Genomic DNA, 22,214 nt, shown 5'->3' on the forward strand with positions numbered 1-22,214 from the left:
TTGGTTATTCAAATAATAAACGTAGAAAATATTCTTCGCTTTCACTTTAAACGAGTTTTTATAATGGTCCACATCAAGAAAATGAAAAATGGCAAGGATAGGCTGAGTCCAAGAACTATTGCAATAATTATATAGAATTTTACTTTTTCGAACGGTCCAGAAATTACGATTGGATGCCCAAGCGTGACAAAAGGAATCGTTAACAAGATACTGATGAAAAAGGCCAGAAACATAGCAATGACTTTAATAGTTTGTTTGTGAAGCACCGCAGTATGCTGTGTTTTTGATTCACTAGGAATATTCGGTTCTTCTACGACTACAACTTCTAGTATCGTTGCCTCATCGCAAACAGTTTTGACAGTAGTCTCTACAATTTTGAGATGAGTACTTCTTTTCTTACTCGGTCGACGTGCGTGTTTTTTGTGATTATATGGATCCATAGGAAACCTCCTACGAAACATTGTTTTCGATGATTTATCAGAACAACATTGTAGCTTAGGTAATGCTGTATTACATATTATGATTAACAAAAAAAGTGAATAGTAATCAGGAAGTAATAGATAAATATTTAGTGGAACTACACTGTAACTCCTGTGGAAATAGTGTTAACATACATTTTTATACATTTATTTAATTCGTTGGGAAAGTTCTATTGACAACCAATTCTAATAAACCTACTCTGAAGTAAGAAGGGGAGCGCAATATTTTATCAAATTCAGATGAAAAGTGGGCAGATTGAACATGTGGATAAAAGGTATTGGTGGTAAGTTAATTGTTGCAATCATTGCACTTGTATTAGTGACTTGTGGTACGCTTGGAATATTTACATGGGTCAACAGTACAAATGCTGTAGGCGAGCAAGTGAAATCTAATTTAGAGGCAAGAGCAGAAGATGTATCGAAATACATAGAAGAACATTTCAAGTTAACATTAGTAGAGGTTGAGGCGATTGCTGAGCAACCAGCGATTCAGAGTATGAACTTTGAGGAGCAGAAAAAATATTTAAATACTCGGTTAGAAGATGGCGAGAACTATTTGAGTTTTGGGATTGTTAAAGCAGATGGTACGGCACATTATTTAGATGATACAACTGCAGATTTAGGTGATCGCGATTATGTAAAGGCTGGTTTTACTGGCAAGTCTGTTATGTCAGAACTTACGATTAGCCGAGTAACAGGTGAGCCGGTTATTTTAATCGTGTCACCCATAGATACGGTGACAGGTGAAGATGCATTGTTACTAGCTCGTATTGATGGTTATTATTTATCAGAAATCGTTGAGGATATAACGGTTGGCAATAGTGGATACGCTATTATAGTAGATGCTAAAGGTACGGTTATTGGTCATAAAAATCGTACACTAGTGAAAGAACAAACAAATTCAATTTTAGTAGCTAGTGAAACGGGTGAATCAACAGGTGAAGCGTTAGCTGCTCAAGAAATGATTGATAATACTGAAGGTTACTTTACTTTTGATACGAAGGAAACAGGCACGAATTTGATGGGTTATCATACATTAAATAATGGTTGGAAAATGGGTGTAATTGCGATTGAAGATGAAATGTTCGCTGGACTTTCACGCTTGAAAAGTAATTTTATGTTTATGACCGTTATTGTATCGATACTTGGACTACTCATTTCGTTTGCTATTTCTCGTTCGGTAAGTAGACCGATTCGCCATGTTGTACGTATTAGTGAAGGCTTATCAGTGGGGGATTTTACACAGGAGATTCCCGAAAAATATTTAAAGCGTTTAGATGAGATGGGAACTGTGACGCGGGCACTTGATCGCATGACAGATAATATGCGTGAGATGATTTCACAGGTAGAAATAGAAGCAACCGCTGTGAATGATGCATCTTGTGATTTAATGGGAGATGTCATAGCTGTTACAAAACATTCAAAGCAAATAGCGGGGGCGATTGAGGAAGTAGATCGCGGTGCACAAAGCCAAACTGTCATGTCTGAAGAAAGTGCTTCGGCAATGGAACAAATGGCTCTAGGTGTTCAAAATGTTGCAGAGGTAGCTTCTTCCGTTGCCTCAAATGCAGATTTTATTTCAGAAAAAATAAGTGAAAGTAATGGTGCTGTACAACAGTCCATTTCACGTATGAATAAGATTCAAGTCGGTACCGATATTGAGTTAGACGTTATTCGTAAGCTCGCACAAGAGTCGAAGGAAATTGGATTGATATCAAAAATGATTGCCGATATTTCTGACCAAACGAACTTACTTGCACTCAATGCATCGATTGAGGCAGCACGTGCTGGTGATGCAGGAAAAGGGTTTGCAGTTGTTGCGGAAGAAGTGCGTAAATTATCGGAGCAAACAGCAGAATCCGCTTCGAAAATTAATGTGTTAATTGATAATGTACAAATGTATACATTAGAGGCAGTGAAGGCAGCAGAGTCGGGTGAGGCAAATGTAGAGCAAGGTCTTACAGCAATTCAAGCAGTGGGAGAACGCTTTGAAGAAATGGTGAGTGCAGTAGGATCGATTGCTAGTCAAATTGAAGAATTGAATGCTTCAGCCGAGCAAATGTCTGCTAATACGGAAGAGGTCTCTGCTTCAATGGAGGAAATGGCTGCAACCGCACATGCCGCAAGTGAATATGTCCATAAGGTTAAAAATGCAACGGATGAACAAATTACGACCGTTGCCGAAATGAATAATCAAACCGTGGAACTCTCTGAAATGGCGAAACGTTTATACAACGCCGTACAGAAATTTAAATTATAAAATGGAAGAACCTTGCGAGCGATAGTTTGCAAGGTTCTTTTTTCGTTTTGTAAGATTCATGTCGATAAATATAAATTGTTGGGCGATAAATGTGGAAATGTATCTGATAAAACTCGTACTCATGTGGATAAACTCACAAATGTGGTCAAATATTATACACGCCTTGCATCTCGATCAGTAGTTGTTCAGCAGACATAGTGAACTCACCGCCACCTTGTACCATTTTGTCGCTGCCCCCACCTTTACCGTTGATGAGTGGCAAAACCTTTGCGGCAATAGATTTCATGCTTGCCTCTACTTGGGTACCGCGTGCAGCAACAAATTGCAATTTCCCCTCATTTTCTGAGGCAAGTAATACAATGGAATCAGGACGTTCAGTAGCAGTGAAACGGGCTAGTTTTTGTAGTTCTTGTACGGAACGTTGTCTGAAATGTGCAGCTAAAACGAGACTATCTGAAATAGCTAGGGCTTTTGCTTCAAAAGTAAGTAATTCTTCTTTTACATGAGTAAGTGCCTTTTCTGTCGTTTTTTGCGCCGTTAATACTTTTGTTAATGCTGTTGAGGCTTCAATTTCTGGAACACTTAATTGACGAGCAACATCGCTTAATACTGTTTTGCGCATCGAGAGTTCTGCGAGTACGCGACGGCCGCAAACGAATGAGACTCGTATATTCCCCTTCATTTTTTCGGTGCCAAGAATTTTAATGGCACTGACTTGTCCAGTAGATGTGGGATGTATACCACCGCAACCATTGTAATCATAATCTGGAATAATAACGAGGCGAATATCGCCAGTTACTGCAATATCTTTACGTAAGTTATATTCACTGAGTTCATCTTCTGTTACCCATTTGGTGTAAATCGGACGGTTTTCTAAAATAATATCATTTGCGCGAGTTTCTGCTGCAGAAAGCTGTTCTTCGGATAAGGTATCTACAGCAATATCAATTGTTACTTGCTCGCTACCTAAGTGAAAGCTTACGGTCGGTGCGTCAAATAATTCTACGAAAGCGGCTGATAAAATATGCTGACCTGCATGTTGTTGCATATGGTCAAAACGACGTTGCCAATCTAGCTTGCCGTGAATATCATCTGTTAGGGTAGCGATATCACCATCTATATAATGACGGATTTCATCGTCAACTTTTTCAACATCTATTACGGAAATACCGTTTAATGTGCCTGTATCATGCGGCTGACCGCCGCCTGTTGGGTAAAAGGCTGTATTTGATAGTACGATAAATTTTCGCCCGTCTTCTTCAATTCCTGTACGTATCACCGTTGCATTAAACTCTTGTAGCATAGCGTCTTGATAGTATAAGTACTCTTTCAATTTGAGATGCCTCCTCTTAGTACATTGTGTTTCTATTTTGTCATAATTGCTAAAGGCTGTATATGAGTTTTCAATTGACCAACGCTGAAATTGCTTTATTATTAAAAGAACAGGTCATGCTAAAGGAGCTACAAATATGAACATTACACAATTTTCAGTTGAAGAAATTTTAGACCCAACAAATATTATAGAAGGCAAACGTTACGAATTTATTTTAGATGTAGAGATCGATGAAGAAGATGAATTATATCATGAGGCTGGTATCGAAATTCGCGTCTTACTTGGTGAAAAGGATGGCGAACCATTTATCCTAAATTATTTCATCATTGAAAAAGCAGAGAACGAGTATTTGGACTTTGAGTTAGAAGATGATGAATTAGCAACGATTTTAGCGTTCTGCCAAAAGGTATTAACAAAAGAATAAGCATAATGTGGAAACCGTTTCTTTCAAAAAAGAGGCGGTTTTACACTGTTAAGGAAACTATAAATTTTATTCCTGTGGATAGCCTAGAACATAGTCGTCTAGGTTAAAGCGCTACATCCTCGAGGTCGCTTCGATTCTTCGGACGAAAGTGGGGGAACGTTTACTTTCGTTTAGGGCTCGCAAGCAGCTGTTGGATGTGAACGAGTGCTTTAGCGCATTTGTTCTTTAAGGTTTTTTTAAGTTTATTGAAATATTGTTGTTGTATTGGTTGGTTATCCTAGTAGGTGGTTTGTAAATTACAAGATACGGAAATTTTATTTGAAAGTGGTGGTTTTATGTCGGTATATACGAATTCTATTTGGGTTGCATCGATAGTGACAGTTGTACTGTCGTTTGTGTTGTTTGTACCGTGGCTTATTTACACGTATCGTAAGTACAGTTTTTTATCGCTATCGAAAACGGTTATTATGTTCTCATTTATTTTTTATTTTTTGGCAGCGCTGTGCTTAGTGATGTTGCCATTGCCGGAAACACGTGATACATGCTCGCTACAGTCAGCGAATACAATACATTATAATTTGCGTCCTTTCCAATTTGTAGCGGATATTATGGAAGATAGCGGTATTGTGCTGACAAGGCCAACAACATGGCTCTATGTGATTAAACAGCCTGCGTTTTTTCAGGCATTCTTTAATTTTTTATTGCTTATGCCATTTGGGATATACTTGCGCTATTTCTTTAATAAAAGAAAGTACTGGAAGCGTGCATTAGCACTTAGTTTTTCGTTAACATTATTTTATGAGGTAACACAAGTAACAGGGATTTACGGCATCTACAACTGTGCATATCGTATTTTTGATGTGGATGATTTAATGCTAAATACTACAGGAGCACTACTTGGCTTCTTCTTAGCACCAGTTGTGTGGGCATTGTTTCCGTCTCATGCGGCAGTAGAAGCAAAGGCTGCAGAAATGGTGGAGAAAGATATTGTTAAGCCATTATCTACTTTGCTGGCACTGGTGATTGATATGTTTATTGCACATATATTGTGGTTCATTGTGAGTGTTGTGACAGGCTATACTGACATACTTGAATTTATTGTGAAGTTCGTATTATATATCATATTATTTGGCATTGTGCCAAGCTTCACGCAAGGTGCGACACTTGGGATGAAGATGATGGGCTTTACGATGACGAGCGAGGAAAACGTAGTACGTCGATCTTGGCGAAGATGCGTGGCGATTTTAGCGACAGTCAGTATTTTTGAGGTGATTCGAATATTAGGCCAAATTAAGCTGGATATGGATTCTCCATTTTATGTACTACAAATTGTGTTAACTTTAATGGCGTTTGTAGCCTTTGTCATTCTTTGGTTAGTTATTGTCATACATGTTGTGCGTGTCATTATGAGTGGAGGGAAACGCCGCCTGTATATTGATGAGTATGCGCAATTAGTGGCGACGAGGAAAAATAAAGGAGGCGTGTAGGATGAAATACGTAATTATCGGAGGAGATGCAGCTGGTATGTCAGCTGCTATGGAAATTTATCGTAATGTACCAGGTGCAGAAATCACATCGGTAGATCGTGGATTTATTTATTCATATGGGCAATGTGGTCTACCATATGTGGTGGATGGACGGATTTCATCCACCAAGCGCCTCATTGCCAGAGATGTAGCGACATTTCGTGATAAGTATGGTATTGATGCGCGAGTTGGGCATGAGGTCGAACGGGTCGATGTAGAAAAGCAATTGGTAACTGGTACTGACTTAGCATCTGGTGAACAATTTGAAATTCAATATGATAAGTTGCTCATTGCTACCGGTGCAGATCCTGTAATGCCAGTAGAAAAAGGTAGTGATTTAGCGGGAGTGCATACGGTCAAAACAATCCCTATGTTGGAAGATTTATTGGCTGATTTAACACCGAATATTAAGCATGCGACAGTCATCGGTGGGGGCTATATTGGACTAGAAATGGTGGAAACACTACGAGCAAGTGGTAGGGAAGTGCGGCTGATACAGCGTATTGGATATTTGGCGAAGTTTTTAGATAAAGAGCTTGCTCAGCATGTCCATGATGAAGCGAAGAAGCAAGGTGTGGAGGTTCTTTTAAGTACTTCTGTGGAAGCGTTTGAAGGCAATACTCGTGTCGAACGCGTGGTCACAGATAAAGGTACATTTGATACTGATTTAGTCATTGTGGCAGTAGGAATTCAACCTAATACAAAATTTTTGAAAGATACAGGCATTGCACTAGCAAAGAATGGTGGTGTCATTGTCAATCGCCATTTAGAAACGTCCGTCGAAAATATTTATGCTGCGGGCGATTGCGCGATGCATTTCAACATCGTGAAGGAACGTTTAGATTATGTGCCATTAGGGACAACTGCGAATAAGCATGGCCGTGTAGCGGGACTCAATATGTCGGGCAAATTTGCGCCGTTTCGCGGGATTGTTGGAACATCTATTATGAAGTTTTTTGATTTGACAATAGCTACGACTGGCATTAATGAAGGAACCGCAAAAGAACTTGGCTTTGAATTCGAGGCGTATAAATTATCAGCGCGACATATTGCAGGCTATTATCCAGGGGCACAGCGGATATTCATTAAAATTGTGGTGCAAAAGCGTGACCAACGGCTACTTGGTGCACAAATTATTGGACCAGCAGGTGTCGATAAGCGGATAGATGTCTTTGCAACAGCTCTATACAATAAAATGACTTTACCAGATTTACTCGATCTTGATTTGGCGTATGCCCCACCGTTTAATGGTGTATGGGATCCATTACAGCAAGTAGCGAGGATGCATGGGAAGTGAAAGGAATCTAGATGAGTATTTATGATATCGATGTAAAATTGGAGGACGGAACACAATACAGCTTGGAGCGCTACCAGGGCCAAGGTATGCTCATAGTGAATACGGCTTCAAAGTGTGGTTTTACACCACAATTCGAAGGATTAGAAGCATTATATAAGAAATATAAGGATGGAGGATTTGTCGTTCTTGGCTTCCCGTCTAATCAGTTTAAGCAGGAAGTGGCAACGGCAGAGGAAGCAGCTGCTAATTGTCGTTTGACATATGGTGTCACATTCCCTATGCATGAGGTAATAAAGGTGAATGGTAAGGATGCACATCCCCTTTTTGACTTTGTGACATCCCATTCAAAAGGGATTCTTGGAAAGAGTGTTAAATGGAATTTTACAAAGTTTCTAGTCAATCGTGAGGGTGAAGTTGTCGCTCGATTTGGTTCAACGGATAAACCAAGTAGCTTTGAGGAAGACATACAAAAAGTATTAGCTTAAGAAGATGAAGGGTTCATGCACTGATTGTGTATGAACTCTTTTTGCTGTTTTTTGTAAGGTGGATGTCGATAATTTAAAAAAGTTGGGCGATAAAATGCAAAAGTTGTCCGATAAACCTGAGAAATGTGTCGATAAATCTCAAGAGCTTTGCGATAACGGGGGAAACAATTTAAGGTTCTTGTAAGCTTGCCACAATTTTATTGTAAGTTTGGGTGGGTATACTGTAGTCAAATGCAAAACAAAGAAGAGGTGAGCGACAAATGACTCCATTATTAAAAGTACAAAATGTAGGGAAAGTTTACGGAAAAGGCGCAAACACATTTACAGCGCTTTCGAATATAACGTTTGAAGTAGAAAAGGGCGAGTTTGTAGGCGTTATGGGGCCTTCGGGTGCTGGGAAATCAACGCTACTGAACGTGCTTGCCACAATTGATACGCCAACATCAGGTGATATCGTAATTGGTGAGGCGAATTTGGCACATATGAAGGATGCGGAGCTAGCAGACTTTCGCCGTGATAATTTAGGGTTTATTTTTCAAGATTATAATTTACTCGATTCATTAACGGTACGTGAAAATATTGTGTTGCCACTTGCGATTGCGAAAGTATCAGCGAAGGAAATTAACACACGTGTAAATAAAATTGCAGAGTTATTTGGCATTAGCAATTTACTGGATAAATTTCCTTATCAAATATCGGGTGGACAAAAGCAGCGAACGGCATCTTCACGCGCCCTTGTGACAGAGCCGCAGATTATTTTTGCAGATGAGCCAACAGGTGCGCTCGATTCAAAATCGGCCACTGATTTACTCGAAAGTCTGAGTGACTTAAATAAATCGCAATCTTCTACAATTATGATGGTGACACACGATGCGTTTGCGGCAAGTTTCTGTCAGCGTATTCTATTTATTCAAGACGGGCAGCTATCAAAAGAAATTTACCGTGGGACACAAACACGCAAGCAATTTTTCCAAGAGATCCTGCAGGTGCTAGCAGGTATCGGAGGTGAGGTTAATGACGTTATTTAGTTTAGCGCAAAAAAATATTCAGCGAAATTTATCGAATTACTTTTTATATATTGCTTCAATGGTGTTCAGTATTGTTATTTATTTTACGTTTGTCACGCTGAAATACAATGATGAAATTTCGGCGTTGACTGGCACATCGCAAAAAATCGAAGGGCTGATGTCTGCATCGGCAATTATTCTTCTGTTTTTCATTGTTATTTTTATTGCGTATTCCAACTCGTTTTTTATGAAGAAGCGGAAAAAAGAAGTAGCACTTTACTCATTACTGGGAGTACGTAAGCAAAAAATTGGCTTAATGTTATTTTTTGAGAACCTTGTCATTGGATTTATGTCACTTGTGTTAGGAATTGTTATTGGATTTTTTATGTCGAAAATTTTACTAACAATTTTAGTGCGCTTAATGGGCTATGAGGTTGTGGCAAATTTAACGTTTTCGGGACAGGCAGTACTGAATACAGTAGTAGTTTTTGCTGTTTTGTTCTTGTTTACATCGTTTCAGGGCTATCGTGTCATCTATCAATTTAAGCTAATTGATTTATTTCACGCTGAGAAACAGGGCGAAAAAATGCCACGAGCATCAATTTTAATTGCAATAGTAGGTACTATTCTTGTCGTATGTGGCTACTACACTTCGATGTCGGATATTTCCACAAGTCCTATTTGGAAGTTCTTTGGAATCAGTACGCCTTTAGTGGTTATTGGAGTAACAATTACTGGAACGTATCTATTGTTCCATAGTGTGAGTGTATTCGTGTTAACGGCGTTGAAAAAGGCGACGGTATGGTCATGGAAAGGGCTTAATTTAATTGGCGTATCTCAACTACTTTACCGTATTCGTGCTAATGCAAAGTCGCTGTCAATTATTGCGATTTTAAGTGCGACGACGATTACAGCAGGTGGTGCATCGTTTGGTCTTTACTATAATGTTGAAAATTCAGTACGCCAGGCAATGCCGAATACATTCATGTGGAAGGGCGAAGCAGTTGAATTTTCACAGAAAGACGTTATCTATAACAATGCGTTAGATGTGAAGAATTTACGGGTCGATAATGAATATTCCCTTTTTGAATACACGTTATTGAAGGAATCAGATTACAATCATTTAGCAAAATTGCAAGGTGTAGAGCGTGAATTACATGTTGCAGACGGTTCAGCAATTTTACTTGATGTTACGTATGATGAGCGCTTTTCACATGATTACACAGGAGAAAAATTTACATTAGAAAACGGGGAGTCTTTCAATGTTGAAAAAATGTACACGGAAAGTGTACTGAATTTTTCCCCGGCAGGTACAGTACTTGTCGTAAATGATCAGGAATTTACGAAGACAACCGCTGAAGACATGGTCATGCAAGTGGTTGGTATGAAAGATGATTTAAAACAGCAAGAGGTGTCCAAGGTCATTTATGATCAGCTGTCATCAGAGCAACAACAATCATTTTCAAGTGTGCCTCGAAGCTATGAAGATAGCATGGCTAGTGTAGGCTCATTACTTTTTGTGGGTAGCTTCTTAGGACTTGTATTTCTAGCAGCTACAGGTAGTATTATTTATTTTAAAATATTAACCGAAGCGGAAGAAGACCAGGCAAAATATGCGATTTTGAATAAAATCGGGGTGAGTGGCAAGCAAATGATCAAAACAATTGCAGGTCAGGTAGCTGTTATTTTCGGTGCTCCACTTCTTGTTGGAATACTGCACAGTGCATTTGCTTTAACAGCACTTTCACAGCTATTTAACATGGATATTTTAAGACCTGTGATTATTTGGATGCTTGCATATACAGCAATCTATGCAATTTACTACATTTTTACGGTGCGATCTTTTTATAAAATTGTAAAACAAGGAGAGAAATAATTTGAAAAAAGTATATATTGGGGTGGGCGCTGTCTTTATCCTATTTGTGGGAGCGTTGGTAGTATTAATGACTGTCGATTTTAATCGTATAAATAAAGATACGTACTATGTACAAGTGACGACAGACGGCGAATTAGAAGAATATAAATTAAATACTGGTAAGATTGCCGAAACTTATTGGTACGAGCTACCGTCTTACGATGAGAGTGGAAAAGAGCGAACATTGAAATTTTCTGCTACTAAAAATTTACGTAAAGATGCGTATTTAAAACTGTATGTTAAAGGTGGCAAGGGGGTATCATCATATGATGAAGTACAGTTCGATGAGATACCAACAAAAGCGCAAGAAAAGTTGAAATAATGAATGAAGATGCCCCGGAGATTTCGGGGCATTTTTTTGTGGGAAAATTAAAGTGTTGCCAAATAAATACTAACTGTAGTTCCTTCATTTTCTTTTGAGGTGATTGAAACAGTACCGTCATGCGCTTCAATAATATCTCGGGCGATGGCAGTGCCAAGACCTGTGCCTATAGTATGCTCGGTATTTGTGCCACGGTAATATCGCTCGAAAATGTGCTCAAGATCTTCTTCTGCTATGCCCTTACCGTTATCGGATATGGTGATAGAATCTGTATCGACACGGACTTTTATCTCAACATCATGTGGATTGTGTAACAATGCATTCGATAAAAAATTCACTATAGCACGTCGCATAAAATGAACGTCTATGTTATGTGTAATGGTATCTGTAGTAGAATCAAACGTTATATTTGCCTGCTCGAATTGCGGCATATTGAGTGTATCTATTACAATTTCACGTACAAGCTGCACGATATTGGTATCTTGCAGTTGCAATGGTAATTGCTGATGGCGGAGACGCATTGTTAAATTTAAATCATCCAGTAGATCCTGCATATGAAGTGATTGTTTTTCGATAATGCGTGCATAATCTGCTTGCTCGCTTTTTGTTAAATTACCTTCACGTAATAGTTCAGAATAACCACGGATAGAAGTTAATGGCGTTTTCATATCGTGTGACACATTACTAATCCATTCCTCACGCATTATTTCAAGACGTTTTCGTTCCAGGTCATGGGCAGCGAGCTCCCGCGACACATCGTTTAAAGTAGAAACAACAGGTTTATATAACCCTTTTGGCGTTTTTACTTGTGTATGCTTGCGATTTTTTAAATGCTGAATTTGTTCAATTACCGCATAAAGTGGTTTCGTCAATGCACGACCAAAAAACCAACCAATAAGCGCTGTTACTAGTAAATCAGCGATAATAATAGCTAAGCCAAACTTTCCGAGAAGCTGTAAAAAGGATGAAGGTGAAAAATTCCATACCACGCGAGACACACTTCTATCTTGAATACCGATTAAATAGTTAAATTCATTATTTCCCCCAATATAAACAGTTGTGGACTGATCGATTTCTCGGTATTTGTAAGTTTGGATTAAATCGAGAGGCGAGTAGTGTTCTAAGGCATTGTCTGGCACATTATATCCGCCAATCATGTCACCATTTTGGTTTAGCACTTGTACCCACGAGTTATGTTCCTTCAATAGCTGTAAACCATTGGCATCAAAGGAAATATCGCCATTATGATATTGAATGTATTGCTCGAATTCCCGAGTGAATTGCTCGTTATTAGCAGCTTCATGTGTTTGGAAGTTTGTTGTTTGCTGGTAAATGAACAGGCCAATAAAAATTGTTGTATTAACGAAAATTACAATGATAGCGATGGATAACACAGATAATAAAAACTGAGCAGTGAGTCTCCATTTCATAGATGATGAGCCTCCTTACTGTGCAATAATAAATTTATAGCCTAAGCCTTTAACGGTAGTGATGAAATTTGGATTAGATGGGTCGCTCTCCACTTTTTCACGTAGACGTCGAATATGGACCATGACTGTATTATCAGAGCCATAAAAATCTTCGCCCCAAACGCGTTCAAACAAAGTTTCCTTACTTAAAATTCTGTTTGGATTGTGCATGAAGCAAGCCATTAAGCCAACTTCCTTAGCCGTTAGCTCTAGCAATACGCTATCTTTATGTACTTCGGTTTCATCAGCATTCATCGAAAAAGGACCTACTTTTAGTTCACCTTTCTTTGTATCAAGAATAGATGAAGTATCTTGAGTTTGATAACCCGCTCTTCGTAACTGTGCTTTTACACGATAAGCGACTTCTTTTGGACTAAATGGTTTGGTAATGTAATCATCCCCGCCGATTGCAAGACCTAAAATTTTATCGATTTCTTCTGTTTTAGCCGACATAAAAAGCACCGGTACATGGGAAATTTCACGAATGCGACGACATAAATCATACCCTTCACCATCTGGAAGCATGACATCAAGCAACACAATGTCTGGTGATTCCCTTTGAAAGTTTGTCCATGCTTCAGAAATGGTACCAGCTGTGTGAATATATTTGAAACCTTCCTTTTGAAGGCTTACTTTTAGGAGATTAGCTAAATCCGCCTCATCATCGACGACTAAAATGATTGGTTCTTGCATATCGTTTCGCTCCATTCCTTATGATATTTGATTATAAATCAAAATTTCCTTAAATACGAAGTGTAGACATAGTCTTGAATACATCCATCTAAAGTATCTCCTTTTTATATCTAAAAAATTAAAAAAGTGCAGGCAAGCTTCGCTCAACTAGGTCATGAAGTCGTCCTCATATATCCATCAAACCACTCTCAATCAATAAAAACATATACTTTTATACCGAAATGAAACTTTTCCCAATTTAAGAACGTAGAATTAGAAATGATAATTCAGGAGGAATAGCGATGTTTAAAAAACTAGCAGCAGATGCACTTGGGCTTTCGGATATAGGAATAGTAGTACCATGCGAGGACTACGATAAAACGGATGCAGATGATTTTATCCTACACGAGATCGATGAAAAAATATATTTTTTAATTAAAACAAAGGCAGATGAATACTGCTTTACTAACCGTGCCTTGATTCATGTAGATGGTGCAAATGCGATGAGTAAAAAACGTATGCTCCGCCGCTACGATTATTCAATGCATACAATTGGTGATGTTTTTCTGGAAACAGCAGGAACTATTGATCTTGATGTCGAAATTAAGTTTACAGTAGGCAATATTCCGCTTTCTATCGACATCCATAAGCGTTTTATTGACGACATTAAAGATTTATATAAGGCGTTGCATGCCATTAGTTATGAGCAAAAGCAAAATGCCTACAAGTTAAGCGTTGCGGAGAAAAGTTTATCAATTGCGTCAGCATCACTTGGTCGAATAGGGAACGATAATATTACACCAGCGGCTTCATTCAAGGAAATCACAAGCTTTTCAAACAAATGGATGGTCGATCATAAGGATAAATATGCGAAGGAAGATTTTTCGCACATCTTTGATTTATACATCAATAATTAATCGACGTGGCTCTCTGCTTTGGAAGTAGAGGGCTCTCATTTTAGGTTCTAGTCAGACGTATTTGAAACATCTACATATGTAAAATAGAAATTACACTATTAGGAGCGTGTCGAAAAATGATAAACGAATTGCAAGAGCTTGAAAAAAATCAACCAATTGAACGTGATGAAATGACAGAGCCACCGCAAGCCGTCGAAACATTGTTCGTAAATGAATATATAGATGGCATTTTAGATCCATATCAGGAAATGCTGGGACCTGTAAAGAATGGCGGTACAATTATTGCTAATACAACGCCAGGATGCTGGGGGCCGATGATTACACCGACGATTCGAGGAGGGCATGAGGTAACGAAGCCGGTATTTATCGAAGGTGCAGAAGTAGGGGATGCAATCGTCATCAAGATCCAGTCCATTCAAGTTACTTCTATCGCTACTTCTTCAGGGCATGATGAGGCGATAAGAGATCGTTTCATAGGGGATCCATTTGTATCCGTGAAGTGCCCTGGTTGTGGAAAATTGCATCCACGTACAGTTGTTAATGGCATTGGTGCACAGGCCATTCGTTGTGCGACATGTAATACAGAAACCTCGCCATTTAAAATGACAAATGGTTATACAATGGTGCTTGGTCATCAGAGCGACATCGGAGTAACAGTGGGGCGTGAAGGTGCACGCCGCATTGCACTAGATGCAAAAAAATATATGCGTACACCTGAAAATTCTATTCAGAATCCAATTGTGGCATTGGCACCGAGTGATTTAGTAGGTGTTATGGCGAGAATGCGTCCTTTCTTAGGACAGCTTGGTACAACACCTTCAAAGGCAATGCCAGATTCGCATAATGCAGGAGATTTTGGTTCATTTTTAGTGGGTGCTCCGCATGAATATGCATTTACACAAGAGGAGTTAGATATTCATCGTACTGATGGACATATGGATATTAGTCGTGTTCGTGAGGGAGCAACAATTATTTGTCCAGTGAAGGTGCCGGGCGGTGGTGTTTATATTGGTGATATGCACGCGATGCAGGGTGATGGAGAAATTGCTGGTCATACAACAGATGTAGCGGGCATTGTGCAGCTACAAGTAAGTGTTTTGAAAAAGGTAGCGCTAGAAGGTCCAATCCTTCTTCCAAATGAAGAGGATTTACCGTATACAGCAAAGCCATTTACGAAGGAAGAAAAACGCCGTGCACGTGAATTAGCAGAGGAATATGGTGTGAAGCAAGTTGAAGATGTATTCCCAGTGTCTGTTGTTGGATCAGGAACGACGCTAAATGAGGCAACAGATACTGCGCTTGCACGTGCTGCTCGCCTGTTTGAAATGACAGTGCCAGAGGTCATGAACCGTGCTACAATTACCGGTTCGGTTGAAATTGGTCGTCATCCTGGTGTTGTGACAGCAACTTTCCAAGTACCGAAAACAATTCTAAAAAAAGCGCGTATTTTTAAGCCGGTGAAAAAACAATACGATTAATTATTTCAGCCTATTCACACTTGTGGATAGGCTTTTTTTTTTTTTTTTGTTAAGGATTTCACTGGTGGATAACCTAGGACATTATCTCTCTTTCTTTGGCTTAGTAGTGCGCAAGCAGTTGCTATATTTGGCAAAAATGCGTAATACGAAAATTGAAATCTACTAAAACATTGGTATAATAAGAGGAATATTCATAATAGACTGTAAAATGCGCATATAAGACAGAATTTAGTATATAAGGGGTGGCGATCCGTGAGAGAAGTTGCACACTTACAGGAAAAAGTGGATAAAAAAATTTACTGAAGAGATATATAGCAAAAATGTATGGTGGTGGACATGCTCCTTCCCGGACTAATTTTGCAGATGCTGTAACAGGCGCTGTAGGTGGATTGGTTTGTATTTTTTTATTGTTATGTTTGACGAATTATACAGGATCCCCATGGTTAATGGCGTCACTTGGCGGTAGTTGTGTGCTCGTTTTTGTTGTTTGGAATGCTCCGTTATCGCAACCTCGGAACATTATTGGTGGACACTTTATTTCGGCCTTTATCGGCTTGACGATGTACTCAATGTTTGGAACAAGCACGCTTTCGATTAGTTTAGGCGTGGCTTTGACAATTTTCTGCATGGCATTTATGGGTGTTATTCATCCACCTGCTGGAGCAAATCCAATCATCATTATTCTTGGGGGATATGGCTGGAGTTATTTATTGATACCAGTGCTAATTGGCGCCGTATTGATTGTTGTTTTGGGGATGCTCATTAATAATCTGCGCGGGACAAGGAAATATCCAATATTTTGGTGAGAACTTATAGCTTATATGACAAAAATGGTGGCCATTTTCTTTCCTAAAAAATATTAAAAAGAAAAAATTTTTTTGTAACTTTTTTCGAGTTGATGCGTCTACTGTTGTAGGATGCGGGAAGAACTATAGTTTACTTCGCTCCATAAGATAAATGGCACTGATGAGATTCACCATGTAATTCACATACATGTAATTATATGTTATAAATTTTCTTGAGAGATAGTATCTTAAGAGGCTGACCGTTTGTTAGCTTAGATAAATGGACATTCTACATGGCAGCGAACTCAGGCTACCAACCAAGGGAATAACTGCTTGCAGTATGTGTCGTTTGTCTACTAACAGATCGGTTGATGTAAGGGCCATCTAAGAAAGTGAGTAAATATCATTTTCTTAGATGGCTTTTATGTGTGTATAAATGTAATTATCCTTATACATATCAATTATTTTCTCGCATATTCTGGATAGAATTTGTTATATTGAAGAAAGAGTGTTGTGTAAAGGAGGCACTAGTTGTATGTTGCTGCGTTGTGATGAGCAATTATTAACTGCGTATCGTCATAATGGTGAAATGGGTGCTGAGGCGTTACTGTCGAAATGGGCGGAGGATTCAGTTAATCCACAAAATAATCCACAGATTTTTGGACAAACCTTATCACCTGATTTGTTTTTGGTTAACGAGGAAGTGGCAATGAATGTCGCGTTTTCAACTTCCCGCAAATATTGGGGGCGTGTACCTAAGGAAGCCCAAGCTTTTTTTGAAAATCAAGGCTTAGATTTAGTGTTTATGAATGAACGGTTCGATTCTTTTTTTTATTCTCAGAAAGGGAAGGAGACGTTCTTTGAGCAACTTTATGCACAGCATACAATGAGTGTAGAGCAACTAATATGGTTAATCTTTGGGAAACGCCGAGACGTAAATATACAAACAACAGAATTACAGACCATTTATTTATATAAAATCGAAAATGAATATCTTTTACACATGATCTATAAAGAGGACAGTCAATTTTGGCAGTGGCTTTTTATGAAAAAAGTTTATTCACTACTTATCCACAAACCTTTAGAACAATTAACATTTATCCATGAAATTATGCGTCATTTTGAATATTCTGCTCAAGAAAGTTATACACATGTGCATAACTTTTCGCATAATTATAAAAAAAATCTGGATAAGTGTATAACTTATGTGGATAATCAAAATCCTTCGTGTTTAGCAAAGAAGCAATTGCAATTATATCAAATTGTTGTACATTATAGGTTGGTAGAAAATGATTTTAGGAAAGTAAGGGAGCTAATTGCTTCTTTTGAAATAGAGTGGCGTTATTCGATGTATGCAATGACGGAAAAGGAAAAAGTGTTAATTGCTTATATTTTATTAAATGTTGCACATCAAGAAGAACATGCAGAGGAAGTTATTCAATACGGGGAATATTTATTAGATGATGAGCGCCTGAATAATTATGCAATTGAAATTATGTTGGAGTATAAAGAGCTTTTGCCGAATATAAAACCAACACCCCAAGCAATTGTGAAAAACTATGCAAATAATTATTTAGAAAATTTATATGCAATACTATTACAAAATTATGTGCTGACCGGAAATTACTCGAAGGGATTAAAATTGTTAAAAGAACAGGCACTTGTCTCCAGTAAGAAAATCCATGAAGCATTGGTGCAGAAGAAATATAGCGATGAACAGTTCATAGCGATTGAGTCGGCCATTCAAAAGGATATCGCGATCCAGGTGAATAATTCACTGCAACAGATTGGCGCATCGTTGGAGGAATGGCGTCGAACCTACCGTAATCCAGAGGCGCCGTATTATTTTGCTGCGCAAAGTAGTTCTTTGAATATGATGAATATCTTGAAAGTATTATTTGTTACGGAGCAGTATGAATTATTTGAAAAATTAATGGGGATGTATAAAAAATATTTGCTCGTCGATGAACATTTTGAAGAAATGCGCTTATTTATTAGTGCTTATGTATGAATAGTGCATAAAAATAATGGGATGGCTCAACTTTTTATTGAGCCATCCCGTTTCATTTTATGAATCATCACTATTTCTTGGGGATGATTTCTATTTTGGCTGGGCGTTGTCACAGGACGTGACAACGCCTTCGCTCCGCTACAATCAACGAACATTCTTAAATCAATATACTTTTTATTAATTATCTTCTCTGTCTTTTACTGACTAACCTGTTTTATTCCAAAACACCTTTTTCTTCTAATGCGGCGATTTGTTCGGCGCTATAGCCTAGAGACATTAGCACTTCCTCGTTATGTTCGCCAAGTTTGGCACCGACATGCTTATAGACAGGCTGCGCATCACCAAATTTGAAGGCAGAAGCAATTTGCTTTTGCGTTGTCCCGTCATTTTTCGGAATATCCACAATCATGCCCCTCGCTACAAGCTGTGGATGCTCACAAGCCTCTGGGAATGTTAACACAGGCTCAACGCAACCTTCGAAATCATCATTGAAAATTTCGAGCCATTCCGCATATGTTTTCGATAAAAATGCATCGTGTACAGCCTCTTTAAAGCGTGTTTGAGTATAGAATGAATCATTAAACGTATTGTCGATAAGCTCTGGTATATCGAGCGCTTCGCACAGCAGTCTACGGAATTGTGGCTCCAAACTACCTACAGAGAAGAACCGCCCGTCTTTTGTTTTATAAAAATCGTAGTAGCTACCGCCATTTAAAATTTCTTGCTCGGGCTGTGGAATACGCCCTCCTCCGATATAAGCGGAGCCATACATCGCATTAAGCGAAAATACTGCATCTGTCATGCTGATGTCTACATACTGGCCTTCACCCGTTTTTTCACGATGCAGTGCAGCAGCAAGTATCCCGATTGCCGCATGCATTGTGCCGCCTGCCATATCGGCAAGTTGAATTCCCATTGAAACAGGTTTTTTATCCTTATGGCGTGAATAGTCGAGCACACCAGCAAGTGATAAATAGTTGTTATCATGTCCAGGACGATTACTAAACGGCCCTGTTTGTCCGTAGCCTGTAATAGAGCAATAGATCAGCTTCGGATTTACTTTTTTCAACGCCTCGTAATCGATACCAAGACGTTGCATCACACCAGGTCGGAAACCTTCAATAATAATGTCATACTCTTCTACAAGTGACTGAACAATTTCTACAGCTTCCGGCGATTTTAAGTTTAATGTTAATGACTTTTTTGAGCGATTCAAATGCTGATGAATATATGCTTCACGATCCTCATCATAAGGCGGCATAATGCGTGTTAGATCAACGCGCTTGGAGGATTCCACATGAATAACGTCCGCCCCTAAGTCAGCGAAAATCATTGTTGCCATTGGTCCTGGTAATAATGCAGAAAAATCGAGAATTTTTAACCCCTTTAAAATACCCAAATCTCCTCAACCCCTTTTGTTTAGGCACCCAGCTCCAACTCTTTTAGAGAGTGTGTTGCGAATGCACTTTTCTAATATCCCCATATTATAAAAGCATATAGCAAACCATCTGTATTAATACAGAATTTATAAAATTTAACAGTATTATAACAGAATGAGCCTCTATTTGACTATGTATTTTTCATTATAATGCAAGTTATCTGAAAATTATATGTTGTAAAAATATAAAAATTTTGAATATAGCTTTTCTGTCAAATTTCAGACAACAACAATCGGTTATAAGAAAATTCTGATAATAAAATGCGAAGTTAACTCAATTTTCTATAACTTATGTTAGAAGATAATAAAATTTATTGTAGTAATGCTATGATAAAATGTATGAACGCATATAAATAGGAGATTGGGATGGATAATGGCAAAATATCAATATCTTAAGCTTAAGCATTTAATAATAGGAGTAGCATTAGTAGCATTTTTAATCACGCTTGTTAGTAGTTTATGGAGTGGCTATCGTGTGAATGTGAATACGCTAAAAGAAAATTCGCTTGAAACGAATCGTGTTTATGCACAAAAGCTTGCAGAGACGGCGAATGCATATTTAGAAGAATCGTTTCAAATACTAGGGTATAGTGCTGAGACGATAGCCGAAGAGATGGACGATAAACAGGTACTCATTGAAGAAACTGAACGCATTAAAATGCAAAATGAAATGTTTAATTTGGTAATGATTACAAATGCAGACGGACTGGTGTTATCGGTTTCTCCACCATCAATTGAAGTTCAAGGAGAGTTGTTAACCTCTGAAGGAGCGACCGAAGCGTTAGCACAAAAAGTTCCACTAGTATCAAAACCGTATGAGGGAATCACAGGGCGACTACTTATTTTTATTTCACATCCCATTTTCAACGATGCGGGTCAGTATGTCGGTTTAATTGGTGGCACCATTTATTTGAAAGAAGAAAATGTGTTTAATAAGTTATTAGGCAAGCATTATTACGATGATGGGTCCTATGTATATGTCGTTGATGAGGATGGGCGCATTATTTACCATGAAGATACAACACGTATCAATGATAAAGCGATTGAGAACAAGGTCGTGCAAGCTGTGGTTGCTGGTAATAGTGGTGCACAGCAGATTGTCAATACAAAGGGTGTGGAGATGCTCGCTGGTTATAGTGCGATTCCATTACCTAAGTGGGGTGTGGTATCTCAAAGACCACTTGAGGTAGCGTTGAGGCCGTCGATGGATCATGTGAAGAATATGATATTTGTCGCGATGCCATTGCTTATATTTTGTTTAGTTTCGGTACTATGGGCAGCAACAAGAATTGCTCGTCCATTGCAACAACTTGCTACTTTCACGGAAGAAAGCTTAGATGCCAAAAATGTAAACAGTTTAGAGTCGGTATCAGGGTGGTACTATGAAGCGTCCAGTTTAAAAGGTGCGCTTGTGCGTAGCTTGTCGTTTTTGCAGGGACAAGTATCTTTCTTTAAGGATCAGTCAAAAACGGACCCTTTAACTGGTGTAACGAATCGTCGAACGATGGATGCGTTGTTAGCAGAATGGGCCGAACAAAAGATACCGCATTCTATTATTTTATTAGATTTAGATCATTTCAAGAGCGTAAATGATACGTATGGACATGCTGTTGGCGATAAAGTGTTGAAGTTTTTAGCGGAAAATATGCAAGCTGTTGCACGTAATGGGGACATTTGCTGTCGTTATGGTGGAGAAGAATTTATCTTGTTATTACCAGAGACAACTGCAACAGAAGCAGAGATTGTAGCAGAACAACTACGTGAAACGTTAGCAAATACATTGAGTCCATGTGGCCGAGCTGTGACGTTATCTGCGGGGGTTGCAGAATATCCGTTAATGACTGATACGACAGAAGGGCTGATTGAAGCGGCGGATGTTGCTTTATATCATGCAAAACAAGTAGGGCGAAATCGAGTGATAGTTGCAGGGCAAGAACAAACGCAAAATCAATAAATTCTACTTCGTAATTGGTGAATACTTCAAACGGAAAGATGGTTAAATAGGTTTTATTAGCTTTTGTTTAGAAAATATGCATAATGATGTGTCATGATGGGCAAGCTACTATAGAGTTACTCATTAAGAAAAAATTGAAGGCTAAAAGTTACGTAAACTCGGGACACATCATTCATCGACCTGAACAGATTTAAGGTTACCCCCCTTTCCCTTATGGCAGTTCAAGTACGGTGTAGATGTATGCCTATATATTGTAGAAGCCAAGAGAGCAATGATGCTCCTTGGTTTTTTATTTTTTGATTAGTTTTGTGAAAAGTATGTATGGTTGTGCGATGAACAGTTTGGTATGCCACAGGAGGCAGTGTCCAAACTTTTTTATTGCCAATACAAAGCATTATTTTAGCGTTATCTATGAAGGTACTCTACTAACCTGTCGATATAA

18 protein-coding genes are annotated in these 22,214 nt (G+C 38.6%); 13 read left to right on the top strand and 5 right to left on the bottom strand.

Annotated features, from left to right (window positions below):
* Window positions 1-41 precede the first annotated feature (41 nt).
* Window positions 42-440: a hypothetical protein gene (locus ACIQZG_RS10535; RefSeq protein WP_402755139.1), complete on the bottom strand. Its 399-nt coding sequence runs from the start codon at window positions 438-440 to the stop codon at window positions 42-44.
* Window positions 441-741: 301 nt separating this feature from the next.
* Here ACIQZG_RS10535 and ACIQZG_RS10540 point away from each other — a divergent pair, with 301 nt between their 5' ends.
* Window positions 742-2,739 (top strand): methyl-accepting chemotaxis protein, encoded by a 1,998-nt coding sequence (locus ACIQZG_RS10540; RefSeq protein ID WP_402755140.1) that lies wholly within the window; start codon window positions 742-744, stop codon window positions 2,737-2,739.
* A gap of 145 nt (window positions 2,740-2,884) precedes the next feature.
* Here the strand turns inward: ACIQZG_RS10540 and ACIQZG_RS10545 are convergent, their stop codons facing one another.
* Window positions 2,885-4,108: an alanyl-tRNA editing protein gene (locus tag ACIQZG_RS10545; RefSeq protein WP_402755168.1), complete on the bottom strand. Its 1,224-nt coding sequence runs from the start codon at window positions 4,106-4,108 to the stop codon at window positions 2,885-2,887.
* A 100-nt stretch (window positions 4,109-4,208) separates the two neighbouring features.
* On the opposite strand from ACIQZG_RS10545, the gene ACIQZG_RS10550 reads away from it, so the two are divergent.
* The 7 genes from ACIQZG_RS10550 to ACIQZG_RS10580 all read left to right on the top strand — a co-directional run bounded on the left by ACIQZG_RS10550 (window position 4,209) and on the right by ACIQZG_RS10580 (window position 11,048).
* Window positions 4,209-4,496, top strand: coding sequence for a DUF6509 family protein (locus ACIQZG_RS10550; RefSeq protein ID WP_402755141.1), 288 nt, complete (start codon window positions 4,209-4,211; stop codon window positions 4,494-4,496).
* Between the two features lie 335 nt (window positions 4,497-4,831).
* A complete protein-coding gene (locus ACIQZG_RS10555) occupies window positions 4,832-5,983 on the top strand; it encodes a VanZ family protein (protein WP_402755142.1) in 1,152 nt (383 codons plus the stop codon).
* Window position 5,984: 1 nt separating this feature from the next.
* A complete protein-coding gene (locus tag ACIQZG_RS10560) occupies window positions 5,985-7,319 on the top strand; it encodes an FAD-dependent oxidoreductase (protein WP_402755143.1) in 1,335 nt (444 codons plus the stop codon).
* A gap of 11 nt (window positions 7,320-7,330) precedes the next feature.
* Window positions 7,331-7,804, top strand: coding sequence for a glutathione peroxidase (locus tag ACIQZG_RS10565; RefSeq protein ID WP_402755144.1), 474 nt, complete (start codon window positions 7,331-7,333; stop codon window positions 7,802-7,804).
* Between the two features lie 260 nt (window positions 7,805-8,064).
* Complete coding sequence (locus tag ACIQZG_RS10570) at window positions 8,065-8,832, top strand: ABC transporter ATP-binding protein (protein WP_402755145.1); 768 nt, start codon at window positions 8,065-8,067, stop codon at window positions 8,830-8,832.
* Window positions 8,819-10,687, top strand: coding sequence for an FtsX-like permease family protein (locus ACIQZG_RS10575; RefSeq protein ID WP_402755146.1), 1,869 nt, complete (start codon window positions 8,819-8,821; stop codon window positions 10,685-10,687). Before ACIQZG_RS10570 ends, ACIQZG_RS10575 begins: the two co-directional genes overlap by 14 nt.
* Before the next feature lies 1 nt (window position 10,688).
* Window positions 10,689-11,048: a YxeA family protein gene (locus ACIQZG_RS10580; protein WP_402755147.1), complete on the top strand. Its 360-nt coding sequence runs from the start codon at window positions 10,689-10,691 to the stop codon at window positions 11,046-11,048.
* A gap of 47 nt (window positions 11,049-11,095) precedes the next feature.
* Here ACIQZG_RS10580 and ACIQZG_RS10585 read toward each other — a convergent pair whose 3' ends face one another.
* Window positions 11,096-12,478 carry a sensor histidine kinase gene (locus tag ACIQZG_RS10585; RefSeq protein WP_402755148.1) on the bottom strand — a complete coding sequence of 461 codons (1,383 nt, stop codon included), beginning with the start codon at window positions 12,476-12,478 and terminating at the stop codon, window positions 11,096-11,098.
* Window positions 12,479-12,493: 15 nt separating this feature from the next.
* Window positions 12,494-13,210 (bottom strand): response regulator transcription factor, encoded by a 717-nt coding sequence (locus tag ACIQZG_RS10590; RefSeq protein ID WP_402755149.1) that lies wholly within the window; start codon window positions 13,208-13,210, stop codon window positions 12,494-12,496.
* Window positions 13,211-13,491: 281 nt separating this feature from the next.
* Here ACIQZG_RS10590 and ACIQZG_RS10595 point away from each other — a divergent pair, with 281 nt between their 5' ends.
* The 4 genes from ACIQZG_RS10595 to ACIQZG_RS10610 all read left to right on the top strand — a co-directional run bounded on the left by ACIQZG_RS10595 (window position 13,492) and on the right by ACIQZG_RS10610 (window position 18,380).
* Window positions 13,492-14,106: a PH domain-containing protein gene (locus ACIQZG_RS10595; RefSeq protein ID WP_402755150.1), complete on the top strand. Its 615-nt coding sequence runs from the start codon at window positions 13,492-13,494 to the stop codon at window positions 14,104-14,106.
* A 170-nt stretch (window positions 14,107-14,276) separates the two neighbouring features.
* Window positions 14,277-15,584 carry an acetamidase/formamidase family protein gene (locus ACIQZG_RS10600; RefSeq protein WP_402755169.1) on the top strand — a complete coding sequence of 436 codons (1,308 nt, stop codon included), beginning with the start codon at window positions 14,277-14,279 and terminating at the stop codon, window positions 15,582-15,584.
* Window positions 15,585-15,904: 320 nt separating this feature from the next.
* Entirely contained in the window at window positions 15,905-16,390 is a 486-nt protein-coding gene (locus ACIQZG_RS10605) for an HPP family protein (RefSeq protein ID WP_402755151.1), read from the top strand.
* Between the two features lie 514 nt (window positions 16,391-16,904).
* Window positions 16,905-18,380 (top strand): hypothetical protein, encoded by a 1,476-nt coding sequence (locus tag ACIQZG_RS10610; RefSeq protein WP_402755152.1) that lies wholly within the window; start codon window positions 16,905-16,907, stop codon window positions 18,378-18,380.
* Window positions 18,381-18,594: 214 nt separating this feature from the next.
* Here the strand turns inward: ACIQZG_RS10610 and ACIQZG_RS10615 are convergent, their stop codons facing one another.
* On the bottom strand, window positions 18,595-19,779 hold the full coding sequence (locus ACIQZG_RS10615; RefSeq protein WP_402755153.1) for a CaiB/BaiF CoA transferase family protein: 1,185 nt from the start codon (window positions 19,777-19,779) through the stop codon (window positions 18,595-18,597).
* A 412-nt stretch (window positions 19,780-20,191) separates the two neighbouring features.
* Between ACIQZG_RS10615 and ACIQZG_RS10620 the strand changes: the two genes are divergently transcribed.
* Window positions 20,192-21,772 (top strand): sensor domain-containing diguanylate cyclase, encoded by a 1,581-nt coding sequence (locus ACIQZG_RS10620; protein WP_402755154.1) that lies wholly within the window; start codon window positions 20,192-20,194, stop codon window positions 21,770-21,772.
* Window positions 21,773-22,214 lie beyond the last annotated feature (442 nt).

Source organism: Lysinibacillus sp. NPDC096418, from assembly GCF_044762775.1.
Classification (GTDB): Bacteria; Bacillota; Bacilli; order Bacillales_A; family Planococcaceae; genus Lysinibacillus.

Coding starts and splice junctions, on each gene's coding strand:
- ACIQZG_RS10560 (WP_402755143.1), top strand. CDS start 5,985: ATGAAATACGTAATTATCGGAGGAGATGCAGCTGGTATGTCAGCTGCT.
- ACIQZG_RS10535 (WP_402755139.1), bottom strand. CDS start 440: ATGGATCCATATAATCACAAAAAACACGCACGTCGACCGAGTAAGAAA.
- ACIQZG_RS10590 (WP_402755149.1), bottom strand. CDS start 13,210: ATGCAAGAACCAATCATTTTAGTCGTCGATGATGAGGCGGATTTAGCT.
- ACIQZG_RS10605 (WP_402755151.1), top strand. CDS start 15,905: ATGTATGGTGGTGGACATGCTCCTTCCCGGACTAATTTTGCAGATGCT.
- ACIQZG_RS10565 (WP_402755144.1), top strand. CDS start 7,331: ATGAGTATTTATGATATCGATGTAAAATTGGAGGACGGAACACAATAC.
- ACIQZG_RS10620 (WP_402755154.1), top strand. CDS start 20,192: ATGGCAAAATATCAATATCTTAAGCTTAAGCATTTAATAATAGGAGTA.
- ACIQZG_RS10610 (WP_402755152.1), top strand. CDS start 16,905: ATGTTGCTGCGTTGTGATGAGCAATTATTAACTGCGTATCGTCATAAT.
- ACIQZG_RS10555 (WP_402755142.1), top strand. CDS start 4,832: ATGTCGGTATATACGAATTCTATTTGGGTTGCATCGATAGTGACAGTT.
- ACIQZG_RS10600 (WP_402755169.1), top strand. CDS start 14,277: ATGACAGAGCCACCGCAAGCCGTCGAAACATTGTTCGTAAATGAATAT.
- ACIQZG_RS10585 (WP_402755148.1), bottom strand. CDS start 12,478: ATGAAATGGAGACTCACTGCTCAGTTTTTATTATCTGTGTTATCCATC.
- ACIQZG_RS10595 (WP_402755150.1), top strand. CDS start 13,492: ATGTTTAAAAAACTAGCAGCAGATGCACTTGGGCTTTCGGATATAGGA.
- ACIQZG_RS10540 (WP_402755140.1), top strand. CDS start 742: ATGTGGATAAAAGGTATTGGTGGTAAGTTAATTGTTGCAATCATTGCA.
- ACIQZG_RS10570 (WP_402755145.1), top strand. CDS start 8,065: ATGACTCCATTATTAAAAGTACAAAATGTAGGGAAAGTTTACGGAAAA.
- ACIQZG_RS10550 (WP_402755141.1), top strand. CDS start 4,209: ATGAACATTACACAATTTTCAGTTGAAGAAATTTTAGACCCAACAAAT.
- ACIQZG_RS10575 (WP_402755146.1), top strand. CDS start 8,819: ATGACGTTATTTAGTTTAGCGCAAAAAAATATTCAGCGAAATTTATCG.